Here is a 14,586-nt window from a genome sequence, read left to right on the forward strand (position 1 = left end):
GCGTCGCCGGCTTGGCGTCGGCGCTCACGCGTCGTCCTCCGGCTCGTCGGCGTCGGCCGGCTGCTTGCCGGGCAGGGCGGTGTCGCCGGCGGCCATGCGCTGGTAGAGCTGCGTCAGGCTCTGGATTTCCTCGGCCGAGAACAGCAGCTTGAGCGTGGGCGCGATTTCGTAGCGCTCGTCGCTGGCGCGGATTTTCTGCAGGATGTTGTGCTTCTTGACCTTTTCCACCGAGGCGTGCACGCGCTTGGCGAAGCCGGCGCGGTCGGTGCTGGCGGCGCGTTCATACAGCGTCAGGTTCTCGACCATCTCCGGGGTGGAGACGACGGCCCGCTCGCCGTGGGCGTCGGCCTGGGTCAGGCGCTGGCGCAGGTACAGGATCAGCACGGAATCGATGAAGGTCAGCTGGGCGCGGCGCAGCAGCAGCGGCACTTCCAGGTCGCCGGTGTCGGCCTGGCGGGTGAAGGCGACCTGCATGTCGCGGTCGATGACCAGCTCGAGGAACAGTTCGGCCAGGCGGCGCTTGACGGCCTGCTCGTCGCGCAGCAGCACCGGCCACAGCTTGGCGTGGCGGCGTCCGTCCAATGCCGGGCCGGACAGCAACTGCACCAGTACGCGGCGGGTGTCGAGCGGCAGTTCGCCGCTGTCGCCGCCGTACAGCGCGGTGGACGGCGGCGCGCCGTCGGCGCCGGCCATGGCCTCGGCGGGCGGCGCGTAGTCCGGGTCTTCAGACGAGCTCATCGGCGCGTTCTTTCACAAAGTAGATGACGGGGATGCGGGCGCTGCGCTGCTGCTGGTCGCCGCCGGTCCAGCTGACCGTTTCGCTGTGGCCGGCGATCAGGCCATGGCGGCTGCCGAGCGCCAGCAGGCCGAGCACGCTGCCCAGGCCCTGGGCGGCGGGGTGGGCGCGCAGCACGTCGGCCACCGACGCTTGCGAGGCCAGCTCCAGCACCGCCCGCACCTGGGCCTTGAGGGTGCGAAAGTCGATCTCGGACTGCGCCACCAGCTCGCCGACCGACTCCAGGCTGATCGGCGCGGCCTCGCCGGCCTGCATCGCGTCCGGCAGCGCCTGCAGCGCGGGATCGTGCAGCAGCCACTGCGACAGCGAGGCCAGCTTGCTGCTGGTGAGCGTGAGCGCGTAGTGCAGCGTGTCGGTGGCCTTGAGCTCGTCCTTGAGCGCCAGCGCGGCCAGCTGGGCCTGGCGCAGCAACTGGTTGACGCGGCGCTGCTCCTGGAATTCGCGGCTTTGCACGAAGTGCTTCAGGCTGCGGGCGAAGGATTGCAACACGTCGTGCACCAGGCCGCCCTGTTCGAGCAGCGTGCGCGTCAGGCGCAGCAGGAACTTGCGTTCGTGCAGGTCGAGGCTGGCGACGAAGTCGCGCGACAACAGCTCGTCGAGCGCCCGTTCGAGCGTGGCCGACTGTTCCGGATCGGTCAGCAGGCGCCAGAAGGCCGAGAAGGTGCGGCCGGCCTCGCTGTCGCTGATCAGGTCGATGCCGGCGAACAGCGAGTCGAGCACGTCGCCGCGGTTGCCGTCGCTTTCCATGATGCGCGCGCGCAGGTCGCGGTTGAGCTGCTCGAACTGGTCGCGCACGCGGCGGAAGTCACCGGCCAGGCCGTCGGCCAGCGTGATGATTTCGCGGGTGCGCTCGAGCGCGGCCTCGCGCGGCAGGATGTGCAGCACGCCCTGTTCGATGGCGGCGATGTCGCGTTCGATGCGCTGCTGCTCGTCGCGCAGCCGGGCGATGCGCCGGGCCTGGTCAGCGTCGGTGTCTTCCGACAGGCGGGCCAGCGCATCGATGACCAGGCCGAGCCGGCTCTCGGTGGCCGCCGAATGCGGCTTGACCTGGGCCGTGACGAAGCGGATCGCTTCGATCGTCGAGGTCGCCAGTTCGTACTCTTCCTCGGAAGCGCCGGGTGGAAAGCGCCGCTCCAGGTGGCCGTCCGCCAGCCACGCGGCCACATAGGCCTGCGCCGTTTGCGGCCAGTCCTCGCCCAGGCCGCGCAGGTGCTCGAGGTCGCGGGCGATGCGCTCGTGGAAGATGGATGCCGGCAGCGTGCGCTCGCCGTCGTAGAGATGCGTTTGCATCAGCGCCAGCGCGACCGGGCCGCTGGGCGCAGCCAGCAGCCGCCACAACGGTTGCTGGCGCAGGCGGCGGTTGGCGGCAAGGGCTTGGTCGGCTTTCATGGCGCCATTGTAAGGCAGGCGGGTGAAACCGGTGATCGCAGCTGGCTTCAAGCCGGCGGTGCGCCGGTATAATGGGCGTTTGCCCTTTGCCTGCCAGCCATGCCGCCGAAAAAGCCCAACTCCGCCATCCGTGTTGCCGATATCCCCGCCGCGCCGCAGTCGCGCATACGCCAGCAATTCAACACGCTGATCAAGAAGCTGGAGAAAGAGCGCGCGCTGTTGGCGGGCTGGCAGGAAACCTTGCCGTTGCTGCGCACCATTACCGAACAGGAACTGGCGCCGCTGGGCGCGGCTTTCCGCGCCCACGAACGGCAGATGGTGTTGCTGTTCGACCAGGCCTATGGCCACAAGTCCATGGGAGTGAAAAACAAGGAGACGCTGGTGGACTACATCCGCACCGCCGGCTGGGATCTGCTGCAATTTGGCGACGACGAGGAGCTGGACCGTATCGTCAGCAAGTATGACGACTCGCTCTTCGGCGCGCCGGATGCGCAGGGCGGCGCCGACCTCAGGACGGAGATGGAAAACCTGTTCGGGGTGGAACTGGAGGACGGCGGTTCGGACGACGCGGTGATGGCCGCGCTGCACGCCAAGATGGACGAACTGGAACGCCAGGCCGAGGCGCGATGGCGCCAGGCCGAGGAGCAACGGCGGCAGGCGGAGGCGCGCCGGGCCCAGTCGCCCGGCGCCATCAAGCAGGCCCGGCGCAAGGAGGCCGAACAGGCGCTGATGAAGCAATCGGTGCGGGAGATCTACCGCAAGCTGGCCAGCGCGCTGCATCCGGACCGCGAGACCGACCCCGCCGAACGCAGCCGCAAGACCGGGTTGATGCAGCGCGTCAATGTGGCCTATGAGAAGAACGACTTGCTTGGTCTGCTGGAGCTGCAACTGGAGATCGAACAAATCGACCAGGCCGCCATTGACGGCCTCAGCGACGAGCGCATCGGCCAGTTCAACGCCGTGCTGCGCGCGCAGGTGCAGGAACTCGAGGGCGACAATTTGGAGCTGGAGAGCGCCGTGGCGATGGAATGGGAGCTGCCGCTGTACCGTCGCCTGACGCCGCAGGCGGCCTTGCGCGGCGTGCGCGACGACGTCGCGCAGATACGGGCGCGGCTGGCCGGCGCGGCGCGCGAGCTGGAGGATCTGCAAGACATCCGGAAGCTGAAGGCGTGGCTCAAGGATTACCGTGACAAGCAGTACGACGAGGATTGGTTGGACTGACGCATGCAACTGTACACCCCCGACGATGTGCGCCGACAGTTCGACAGCACCACCTACGCGCGCGGCGCCGACTACCACCGGCGCGAACTGGTCATGCAGGCCGGCCATGAGGGCGGCCTGATCAAGGGCAAGGTGCGCGGCAACGCCAGAACCCCGTACCGGCAATCGATCAAGCTGGTCGCGCGCGGCGCCGCCCTGCGTTTCGAAGGGGATTGCAGCTGCCCGATGGCGTATAACTGCAAGCATGTGGTGGCGGTGCTGCTGGCCGCCCGCGAGGCGGCCGCGCCGGCCGCGCAGCCGGCGCTGCCGTACGAGCTGTCGAACTGGCTGGGCACGGTGGCGTTGCATGTGCAGACGGCGCAGCGCGAGCAGGAGGCGCGGCCGCCGGCCGCCAAGGCGACTTTCCGGCTGATCTACGTGCTGATGCCCGAGCCCGGCGGCCCCCAGCTGCGCCTGTATCTGTGCAAAGGCCGCATCGCCGCCGACGGCGCGATTCGCACCGCCACCCAGGTCAAGGACCTGTACGCCTTCCAGCATTCGCCGCCGGCGTTTATGCGTCAGCAAGACCACGCGCCCGCGCAAACCTTTATCGTCCTGCTGAAAAGCGTCTGGGGCCCGGGCGGGCTGGAACTGGCTGGCGAGAACGTGGGCAAGCTGTTGCTGCAGCTGGAGCAGATGGGCGCGCTGTACCTGGCCGACGACCGGACCGGTTTGCGCTCCGGCCTGCGGCTATTGCAGGCCGGGCCGGCACGCAGCGGCCGCCTGGCCTGGCGCGCCGGCGACGACGGCAATCTGGGCCTGGGCTGGGAATTCGACGACGGCGCCGCGCCGGATGGCTTGCTGCCGGTGACGCCGGCGCAGTACGTGAGCGACGGCCGCATCGGGCAGCTCGAGCTGCCGGCGGCGCTGGCGGCATTGCCGATGAAGACCTGGCTGTCGCTGGTGGCGCGCAGCCCGCGCCTGGCGCCGGCCCAGATGACGGCGTTCGCGCAGGCCTTGCAGTCGTCCAGCCTGAACGGCTTGCTGCCGTTGCCGCAACAGGGCGTCAGCGCGCGCAGCGGCGTGCGGCCGCAAGTGGCGTTGACGCTGCGCAGCACGGAGCAGGGCGACAGCGCCCTGCTGGGCTTTGTCTACGACGGCCTGCGCGCCGGCGCCGACCCGCACGGCGAACTGACCCGCGTCGGCGCGCAGGGAATCGAGCTGATCGAGCGCCATGCGCAGGACGAGGCCGCCGCATGGTCGGCGCTGGACGTGGCCGGCTTCCGGCCGCCGGCCGGGACGTCGGTGCTGGCCGGCGCGCCGACCGGCGAACTGCGGCTGGCATCCGAGCGCGCCTGGCTGCGGTTCATGGACGAAGGCTTGCCGCGGCTGCGCGCCCAGGGATGGCTGATCGAGCTGGCGCCGGGTTTCCGCTTCGACCTGAGCGACATCGACGACTGGTATGCGCGCGTGGACGAGGAGCCGGCCGGCGCCGGCCAGGACTGGCTGGATCTGGAGCTGGGCATCGTCGTCCACGGCCAGCCGGTGCCGCTGCTGCCGGTGCTGGTGCAACTGATACGCCAGGCGCCGCGCGACTTCGCGCCTGCCGCGCTGGAGGCGCGCGCCGACGACGAGCCGTTGCTGGCCACGCTGCCGGACGGCGCCAGGGTGGCATTGCCGTGGGGGCGCGTCAGACCCATCCTGCGCACGCTGGGCGAACTGTACTTCAGCGACCGCATCGGCAATGCGCTGCGCCTGCCGGCGCTCGACCTGGCGCGGCTGGCCGAGCTGGAGGCCAGCGCGCAACTGCGCTGGACCGGCGGCGAGCGCTTGCGCGCGCTGGGCCGCAAGCTGGCCGCGTTCGAGCGGGTGCATGCGGTGGTGGCCCCGGCCGGCCTGCAGGCCAGTCTGCGCCCCTACCAGGCCGAAGGTCTGGCCTGGATGCAGTTCCTGCGCGAATATGACTTGGCCGGCATCCTGGCCGACGACATGGGCCTCGGCAAGACCATCCAGACGCTCAGCCATATCCTGACCGAAAAAGAGGCCGGCCGATTGACGACGCCGGCACTGGTGGTCGCGCCGACCAGCCTGATGCCGAACTGGCAGGCGGAGGCCGCGCGCTTCACGCCGGGCTTGCGGGTGCTGGTGCTGACCGGACCGGAGCGCATGGGGCGCTTTGGCGACATGGCCGACGCCGATCTGGTGCTGACCTCGTACGCGCTGCTGCCGCGCGATGAAGAGGCGTTGCGCCGGCAGCCCTTCCACCTGCTGATCCTGGATGAATCGCAATACATCAAGAACAGCCGCGCCAAGGCGGCGCAGACGGCGGGCCTGCTGCAAGCGCGCCACCGTCTGTGCCTGACCGGCACGCCGTTGCAGAATCATCTGGGCGAACTCTGGTCGCAATTCCATTTCCTGATGCCGGGCTTGCTTGGCAGCGAGCAGGCGTTCAATGCCGACTTCCGCAAGCCGATCGAGAAGCAGGGCGACAGCGAGCGCAACGCTTTGCTGATCCGTCGCATCAAGCCCTTCCTGCTGCGGCGGACCAAGGACAGCGTGGCCAAGGAGCTGCCGCCCAAGACGGAGATGGTGCGCATGGTCGACCTGGCCGGCGCCCAGCGCGACCTGTACGAAACGGTGCGGCTGGCCATGGACCGCAAGGTGCGCGAGGAGATCACCCGCAAAGGCGTGGCGCGCAGCCAGATCGTGATCCTGGACGCGCTGCTCAAGCTGCGCCAGGTGTGCTGCGATCCGCGCCTGATGAAGGCGGCCGGCACGCGCAAGACGGAGGCGCCGTCGGCCAAGCTACAGGTGCTGATGGAGCTGGTCGACGAATTGCTGGCCGAAGGCCGCAAGCTGCTGGTGTTCTCGCAGTTCACCAGCATGCTGGTGCTGATCGAGACCGAACTGCAGGCGCGGGCGGTGCCGTATGCCTTGCTGACCGGGGATACCGTCGACCGGGCGGCGCAGGTGGAAGCCTTCCAGGGCGGCCAGGTGCCGGTGTTCCTGATCAGCCTGAAGGCGGGCGGCGTCGGCCTGAACCTGACGGCGGCCGACACGGTGATCCACTACGATCCGTGGTGGAATCCGGCCGCCGAAAACCAGGCCACCGACCGCGCCTGGCGCATCGGCCAGGACAAGCCGGTGTTTGTCTACCGGCTGATCGCCAGGGGCACGCTGGAGGAAAAAATCCAGGAGCTGCAACGCACCAAGGCCAGCCTGGCCGATGCGGTGCTGGCCGGCGGCGAGATGCAGGGCTTGCAGATCACGGCGGAGGATTTGCTGGGGGTGTTGTCGGCGGAGTGAGGTTCACAGCAAAAGTGTACGAACAGCGATATGCGTTGCTACACATCAAATGGAGGAATACGCGTTAAGTGCTCTAGTTAGCGCGCTTCGCTTATCAATGAAGCAAACGAAAAAACCAACCTCGGCGGTTGGTTTTTTTATTATCGGTGACAGTACTTTTTCACAGATCTGTTACAGTTTTTACTTGCCGTGTCGTAGAGCGCCATAGTTAGAGCAACTCGTTTCATCGAAAATCAAGGACATAGATGACTTGGTGACAAAGTGCAGACCGGGTTGAGTCAGAGTTTGTGCGACCAGCCTACGGAGGTGCCAAAGTTTGTGCACCTCTTTTTTTCGACTGTTGTGGACGAGCAGACGTGAGCAGTGAAGAGGATCGCGCTGGAATGAGATGCACCTTGAGAGCGGAGAGACGAGAGAAAAATCAACAGGGATCTACTGAGTGAGAGGGAGGATGGGACGATGTTCTTCGTCTGCTCGGAGCGAAATTTTGAGTTGCAAATTTCATTTTTCGGCAGATCCTGCAAAGTGTTGTGCAAGTATGGAGAACACGATGCGGACAAAGAAATGTGAGGCATGTGGCCGGCGATTTCAACTGCGGCCGCAAACGCCGAATCAGACCTATTGCCCTGATCTGGCGTGTCAACGGATTCGTCGGCTCAGGTGGCAACAGGACAAGCGCAAGACCGATCCCGACTATGCAGACAACCAGGCACGAGCACAACGGGCCTGGAGCGAGCGCAATGTCGACTACTGGAAAAATTATCGTGCCACGCATCCTGAGTATGTCGAGCGAAATCGGAAAAATCAACTTGATCGGGGGCGGCGCGGCATCACGGAAGACGCTGGCGAAATTGCAAAGATGGACTCGTCAACCCTTTTACCCACAGTGCCATCCGGGATATATCGGATGAATTTTGTCTCGCGCTCAGGCGTTGTAAAGATGGACGTGTGGATAGTTGAGTTACGATTGCTTTCTTACTCAGATCTGGAAAAAACTTGCGTTGCAAAGAGATGACGTGTGGATGTCGCCGATGGCAGCTGCTATCTTGGATCTAGCGTCTTTGCCTGACGAGCCGGCTTCAACCGCCTCCGGAAAGACGAGTTAATGATCCAGGTGCGGCGGCTATGTCAAAAGACCCATTTAGCGATGATGAAGTAACGACGCAGACCCGCGTGCGCGCAGTGGAGTACGTCCGTATGTCGACCGAGCATCAACAATACTCCACCGAAAATCAAGCGTCGAAAATTCGCGAGTACGCGGCTCGGAGAGGCATCGAGATTATTCGCACCTATGCGGATGCGGGTAAAAGCGGTCTACGTCTCGACGGGCGTGAAGCACTGCAACGACTGCTCCTTGACGTCGAGAATGGATCTAACGAGTTCCAGATGATCTTGGTGTACGACGTGAGCCGCTGGGGCCGCTTCCAAGATGCCGATGAAAGTGCGTACTACGAGTATCGCTGCCGTCGGGCTGGTATCCAGGTGGTTTACTGTGCTGAGCAGTTCGAAAATGATGGTTCGCCGGTATCCACAATCGTGAAAGGAGTGAAGCGAGCCATGGCCGGTGAATACAGCCGTGAGCTGTCTGCCAAAGTCTTTGCTGGCCAGTGCCGACTGATCGAGCTTGGCTATCGCCAAGGTGGTCCAGCAGGGTATGGGCTGCGTAGAGTTCTCATTGATCAGCACGGTTGCTTGAAAACCGAGCTTCACAGAGGTGAGCACAAAAGCCTGCAAACAGACCGTGTAATTCTAGTATCTGGACCCGATGAGGAGGTTGAAACCGTCAACCAGATGTACCGGTGGTTTATTGACGATAGTTTGGTCGAGTCCGAAATCGCAGACAGGTTAAATCGTGAAGGGCTCAAGACGGACCTGGGCCGGTTGTGGACACGAGCCACGGTGCGTGAGGTTCTAACGAACGAGAAGTATATTGGGAACAACGTATATAACCGGACCTCTTTCAAGCTTAAAAAACTGCGTGTAGTAAATGCGCCAGACATGTGGGTTCGCAAGGAGAGCGCCTTCGATCCTATTGTGCCGAGCGAAGTTTTCTATACGGTGCGTGGAATTATGACGGCACGTGCCCGGCGATATTCGGACGAGGAGTTGATCACACGGCTTCGTACTCTTTATCAGAACCGCGGCTTTCTCTCTGGGCTTGTGATCAACGAGACCGAAGGGATGCCTTCCACTGCGGTTTACTCGCACCGGTTCGGTAGCTTGCTGCGAGCCTACCAGACTGTCGGATTTTCTCCTGATAGGGACTATCGTTATCTCGAAGCAAATCGGTTTCTGCGACTTTATCATCCGGAGATTGTGGGCCAGGTCGAACGATCTATCGCCGATCTCGGTGGCTCGGTAGTAAGAGATCCGGCTACAGAAATGTTGATGCTTAATGGAGAGTTTAGCGTCTCTTTGGTGGTGGCCAGATGTCAGGAACATGGCGCAGGTCGGTATTCATGGAAGATCCGATTCGACGCAAGCTTGGCCCCGGATATTACGGTCGCGGTGCGGCTAGACCGCACAAATCAGAGCGCGCTCGACTATTACCTTCTTCCTCGACTGGATTTTGACTCAGCGCGTATCAGTCTCAAGGAGAGCAATTCCATCGAATTTGAGGCGTATCACTTTGAATCCTTGGACTACTTGTACAGCATGGCCGAGCGAGCCCGAGTAAGAAAGGCTGCCTGAAATGGAACAGTGGCCAACAGAGATGAAGATGATTTCGATTGATCTGATCGAAACACTTAATCCACGAGAGCGTAATGCCAAGGTCTTCGAGGATATCGTCGCCAACATAAAAGCAATCGGTCTTAAAAAACCTATCACCGTGACGCCGAGGAAAAGATCGGACGGAACCGAGCGCTACCTTCTCATTTGCGGGGAAGGCCGAGTGAAAGCTTTTAAAGCGCTCGGTGAGACATCTATACCGGCGCTTGTTGTGGCGATAGATGATGAGGGAGCTCTCATCATGAATCTCACCGAGAACATCGCGCGCCGACAGTATCGGCCACTAGAGGCGATGCAAGCTATCGAAAATCTGCGGAAGCAGGGCTATGACAAGAAGATAATAGCGGCAAAGACAGGACTGCGGCCTGAGTATGTTCACGGCATCCTGTCGTTGCTTAAAAACGGTGAAGAACGACTGCTTGTGGCAGTAGCGAAAGGTCGAATCCCTTTGACTGCGGCGCTTACGATCGTCGATGCCGGCGACGATAACGCCGCGGTGCAGGTGGCATTGCAGAATGCGTATGAATCTGGAGCGCTGCGTGGCCAACAGCTTCTGCAGGCGAGAAAGGTTATAGAGAACCGGCAGGTTCTTGGCCCTTCAGTCTCCACCGGAACGCGACGCAAGCGCGCGGATGTCACTACGTCCAGTCTGATCCGGACCTATCAAAAAGAGGTAGCTCGCCAAAAAATGATGGTCAAGAAAGCAGAGTTTGCACAACAGCGGCTGTTATTTGTTACTGGGGCCTTGCGCCAATTACTTGTGGATGAAAATTTCACGACACTACTACGAGCAGAGGGCCTTGATACATTGCCCAAGTATCTTTCTGAACGTGTTTGGCCTATGGGGAACGCAGCATGAGCAAGATCGCATTGGGCTTTTTGCCGGAGCCGCTTAACGTTCAGATAGATCACATCCTTCTTTCGCGAAAAGTGCCGCCGGAGTCGATTACATCTCGGAAGTTCGACCAAATTCGGGCATCGATTGAGGAGGTCGGAATGATCGAGCCCTTGTCGGTCGTGCCATCAGGCAAGGACTCAAGCCAGCCAGGGTTATACATCTTGCTTGACGGTCATTTACGTCTAATTGCCCTACAACAGTTGAGCTGCACCGATGCATGCTGTTTGATTGCTACGGATGATGAGGCCTACACATATAACAGTCGAGTCAATCGCTTGTCGACGATACAAGAGCATTTTATGATTCGCCGTGCGATTGATCGAGGAGTCACGCCCCAACGCTTGGCCAAGGCACTCAGTGTCGACGTTACGCAAATCAATAAGAAGCTCGGACTCTTGAATGGTATCTGCCCTGAGGCCGCGGAGCTTTTGGCAGACAGGCAGTTCTCCACGGAGATTTCACGCGTGCTTCGTAAGATGAAGCCGACACGGCAAGTCGAGTGTGTTGAGCTCATGGTCTCTGCCAATAACATTACTGTGGCCTATGCTGAAGCAATGCTAGTGGCCACGCCGGCGCAGATGCTGGTGGACGGAAAAAAGCCAACGCGCATGTCGGGCGTGTCGTCAGAGCAGATATCCAAGATGGAACGCGAGATGAGTAATCTGCAGGTACAGTATAAGACCGTGGAGCAAACATACGGTCAGGATGTCCTGCATCTTGTCCTGGCGAAAGGCTACCTCGCAAAGCTGCTGGAAAATAGGGCTGTATCTCGTTATCTCAAGCAGAAGCAGCCTGAAATACATTCAGAATTCGAGATCATTGTGAAGACCGTTTCGCTTGATCAGTAAACCGGAGGAGCCGATGGGTGGTGATTGCTCTTTCAATCTTTCCTTGCGCGCAGCCGCTTATGTCAGGATGTCTACCTCCGCTCAGGAGCTATCACCGAAGTTGCAGGAAGCGTACTTACGAAGCTACGCAGATGCGCATGCCATGCAGGTAGTACGGGTTTATGCTGATGAAGGATGCAGTGGGCTGGTGTTGGCCGGGCGTCGCGGTTTGCAGACTCTTTTGGACGACGTCGCAACTGGTCATGCCGATTTCGCCGTATTACTCATATACGACGTTAGTCGGTGGGGACGTTATCAAAATGGGGACGAGGCTGGATACTACGAGTTCGTGTGCCGAAAGGCCGGTATTCGCCTTGTATATTGTGCTGAAAATTTTTTCAACGATGGATCGATGCTATCGCAATTAATGAAGAACATTAAACGCAGCATGGCCGCCGAATATAGTCGAGAATTGTCGTCGAAAGTGTTCGCTGGTCAGAAGCGTCTGGCATTGCTGGGGTTTAAGCAAGGCGGTGCCGCCACATACGGACTGTGTAGAGTAGCAGTTAGCGCTAATGGTGAAAAGATGCGCACGTTAGAATCCGGTGAACGCAAGCCGCGCCCAACTGACAGGGTATTGCTTGTACCAGGTGATCCGCGTCAGATCGCCGTGGTGCGCCAAATTTTTCAGTTGTACAACCATGAGGGTTTGACCAAGCGCGCTATAGCAAGAAAGTTAAATGAAGACAGTGTGGCCAGCGGTGCCAATGTTTGGACGGACTATCGCGTATCCAGCGTTCTAAGTAAGGAACAATACTGGGGGAACCTGGTCTACAACCGGAGCACTTCGCGCCTAAAGACTCGGCGAATCATGAATCCTCCCGAGTTATGGTTGCGGAAGGAGGGCGCGTTTGATCAAATTGTACCTCGAGATGAAGGAGCTTTAGCCGATCGCATTCGACGTATGCGCAATGGGGAGGATGTGGAGGCCGTGCTAGAAGCAATCCGTGCGGTAAGTGCAAAGCATGGGATGGTGACACTTCGCCTTCTTTCTTTGATTCCCGGAATGCCGGGTGTACGGCGGCTCAATCGTATGTTTGGGTCATTGGCCAACGCTTATGAGTGTGCCGGCGCATCGGTTTTCTACAGCGTTAGCCATGCCATTACACAAGTGGAACAACGAGAATTGATCGGTAAACTGCGTGAACAGGTACGCATTAAAGTTGCGATGCTAGGAGGACACGCCGAGCCGGTTTTGGGAGCGCGCAATCAGCTACGGATCAATGGTGAGTTGACGCTCCGGCTATCCGTACTTACTTGCCGAAGGCTAAAGAATGGCCAGTTACGCTGGCGCGTTGCAGTTCATTCCGGCCGTAGCTCAGACTTTGTTCTGGCCGGTTTGTTGGACCGGACGAATCAGGAAGTCGAGCGCTATGCATTGATCCCCACAGCGGAAGAGCCTAGAGAAACCATTTATTTTGGTAGCGGCCGATATGCCAAATCTCGTCCGTTGCTTTATCCCACTCTCGAATCGATATTCGGACTTGCAGGATAGGAATAGATGCCGATATGGACGAGAGAAGATCTACTGTATCTCACAGCATTAGCCGTGCGGTTGCCTACGTACGCATGTCAACCCAGCAGCAGAGTCAATCGATTGCGCAGCAGCTCGATTACATAGGTCGATATGCTGCCGCTACGGACTGCATAGTGCTGAAAGTTTATCGGGATGATGGTAAGAGTGGGGTAGATGCGAGCCGGCGCCCTGGCTTGCAGCAATTGATTAGTGACATTGACCGTGACAAGCCAGGTTTTGATCAGGTTTTAGTCTACGACGTCAGCCGCTGGGGAAGGTTTCAAGATCTCGATGAAAGTGCGTACTATGAGTACCTCTGCAGCCGCCGCGGAGTGCGCGTGACCTACTGTGCCGAGCAGTTCTCCAATGATGGTTCACCGCTTTCAAACATCATTAAGAGTGTTAAGAGGACTATGGCGGCGGAATATAGCCGTCAGTTATCGGTCAGAACCTTCGACGCGCACGTCTTCTTGTTGAAGCGTGGATTTAAGCCTGGAGGCATTGCAGGATATGGATTGCGTCGGCTAAGCGTTCGAGCCGATGGAAATATATGCAGAGTGTTGCAGGATGGGGAGCGCAAGTGTCATCGCACCGATCGTGTTGTGCTTGCGCCCGGCCCAGAAAAGGAAGTTAACGTTGTACGAAGCATCTTTCAAATGTACATAGAAGAACAGCTAAGTTATCGAGCTATTGCGCGGATGCTTAACGGGGACGGTACGACATATGGAAATGGCAAAGGCTGGAACGAAACGCGAGTGAGGGCGGTTCTCACGAACGAAAAATATTGCGGAAACCTACTTTATAACAGGACCACTGCGCGGCTCGGCGCGAAGCGGAAGAAGAACCTGAGTGTTCATTGGGAGCGCAACGAGTCGGCCCATAAATCTATTGTTACTCTTGAAGACTTTCGTGCGGTACAACGCCAGTATCAACTGCGAAGAGGGTTGGACGCACAAGGGGTTTTGGATCGATTGCGGGAGATCTACGCGCGGAATGGTGTATTGAATTACAGGTTGATTGATGCCGAGGCTGGCATGCCGCATGTTGCCCTGGTTAAAAAGCTTTTTGGAAGTCTAGAGCGTGCTTATACGTTGTCGGTGGGGGCAACTACCGATGCAATTTGTTTCCGTGCATCGCGAATTGTAGAAGCTCAGCGCCGAATGCTGGGTCAGGTTCGGATGTTAGTTGAAGAGGCAGGGCATCGCCTCACTGTATCATCGTGCCCATTGGTTTTGACTCTGGATGATTGCATTTCTCTTCGTATTGCAATCGCGCTTTGCCGAAACAAGAGGGGGGCACATGGATGGGTTGTTCCTGCGCAAGCATCAGGTACTGACTTCGTACTTTGCGCTTTGATGGATCATCAAGCAAGGACAACCTATTCCTATGTCTTGGGGGTTCCGGCGATGTTGGCCGTGGGGCATAGATGGGTGACCACAAAGAATGCTAAAAAAGAGGGAATGATCTTTTCTACCACCTTGAGGCCCATATTCGGGTTGTCTGATCAGAATGGTTAGGATCGCCTCTGCCGAAGAAGTTAAGCCCCCCCCCAAAAAACGAGAAGTGTAGCTAGCGGGCCAGTTACTGCACCTCGCGTTGGCTACGATGGCGACAGAGTGACGGCCCCGACACAACCCTCGCTCCCTCACGCCTCAAACTCCTCGTTCTGGTTTTGGCAACTCGACTAGCGCCGTACGGCGTAAATCCAGTTCAAAAGCAGATCTAGCTTTAATCATGCACACCTATAGACTGCTTGCGCTCGCCCTGATACTACTCCTGCGCTGAGTGCCACTTTTGGTTTTGTACTCAGCGAGCGAGAGGGCCTTGTGTACGCATGATTTGTAAGCGTGAGCTCAGCGCCGTC

Annotated in this window: 10 protein-coding genes; 8 read left to right on the top strand and 2 right to left on the bottom strand. The window is 59.7% G+C overall.

Annotated features, from left to right (window positions below; translation table 11 throughout):
- Positions 1-24 precede the first annotated feature (24 nt).
- Together AC07OK_RS18345 and AC07OK_RS18350 are read right to left on the bottom strand one after the other, a co-directional pair.
- Positions 25-738 (bottom strand): DUF4194 domain-containing protein, encoded by a 714-nt coding sequence (locus tag AC07OK_RS18345; protein WP_494691646.1) that lies wholly within the window; start codon positions 736-738, stop codon positions 25-27.
- On the bottom strand, positions 725-2,185 hold the full coding sequence (locus AC07OK_RS18350; protein WP_494691647.1) for a DUF3375 domain-containing protein: 1,461 nt from the start codon (positions 2,183-2,185) through the stop codon (positions 725-727). Before AC07OK_RS18350 ends, AC07OK_RS18345 begins: the two co-directional genes overlap by 14 nt.
- A gap of 99 nt (positions 2,186-2,284) precedes the next feature.
- On the opposite strand from AC07OK_RS18350, the gene AC07OK_RS18355 reads away from it, so the two are divergent.
- The 8 genes from AC07OK_RS18355 (at position 2,285) to AC07OK_RS18390 (ending at position 14,239) form a co-directional block, all read left to right on the top strand.
- Positions 2,285-3,406 (top strand): hypothetical protein, encoded by a 1,122-nt coding sequence (locus AC07OK_RS18355; RefSeq protein WP_494691648.1) that lies wholly within the window; start codon positions 2,285-2,287, stop codon positions 3,404-3,406.
- Between the two features lie 3 nt (positions 3,407-3,409).
- The gene (locus AC07OK_RS18360; protein ID WP_494691649.1) at positions 3,410-6,691 is read left to right on the top strand and encodes a DEAD/DEAH box helicase; all 3,282 of its coding nucleotides are present in this window, start codon (positions 3,410-3,412) and stop codon (positions 6,689-6,691) included.
- A gap of 550 nt (positions 6,692-7,241) precedes the next feature.
- On the top strand, positions 7,242-7,706 hold the full coding sequence (locus AC07OK_RS18365; protein ID WP_494691650.1) for a hypothetical protein: 465 nt from the start codon (positions 7,242-7,244) through the stop codon (positions 7,704-7,706).
- 110 nt (positions 7,707-7,816) lie between these two features.
- Positions 7,817-9,382: a recombinase family protein gene (locus tag AC07OK_RS18370; protein WP_494691651.1), complete on the top strand. Its 1,566-nt coding sequence runs from the start codon at positions 7,817-7,819 to the stop codon at positions 9,380-9,382.
- A gap of 1 nt (position 9,383) precedes the next feature.
- Positions 9,384-10,280: a ParB/RepB/Spo0J family partition protein gene (locus AC07OK_RS18375; RefSeq protein ID WP_494691652.1), complete on the top strand. Its 897-nt coding sequence runs from the start codon at positions 9,384-9,386 to the stop codon at positions 10,278-10,280.
- Positions 10,277-11,167: a plasmid partitioning protein RepB C-terminal domain-containing protein gene (locus AC07OK_RS18380; RefSeq protein WP_494691653.1), complete on the top strand. Its 891-nt coding sequence runs from the start codon at positions 10,277-10,279 to the stop codon at positions 11,165-11,167. The genes AC07OK_RS18375 and AC07OK_RS18380 overlap by 4 nt, the downstream gene beginning before the upstream one ends.
- A complete protein-coding gene (locus AC07OK_RS18385; RefSeq protein ID WP_494691654.1) occupies positions 11,157-12,701 on the top strand; it encodes a recombinase family protein in 1,545 nt (514 codons plus the stop codon). The genes AC07OK_RS18380 and AC07OK_RS18385 overlap by 11 nt, the downstream gene beginning before the upstream one ends.
- A gap of 14 nt (positions 12,702-12,715) precedes the next feature.
- Positions 12,716-14,239 (top strand): recombinase family protein, encoded by a 1,524-nt coding sequence (locus AC07OK_RS18390; RefSeq protein WP_494691655.1) that lies wholly within the window; start codon positions 12,716-12,718, stop codon positions 14,237-14,239.
- The last annotated feature ends 347 nt before the right edge of the window (positions 14,240-14,586 follow it).

The sequence above is a fragment of the Duganella sp. GW821-FHT07G03 genome (genome assembly GCF_059418605.1).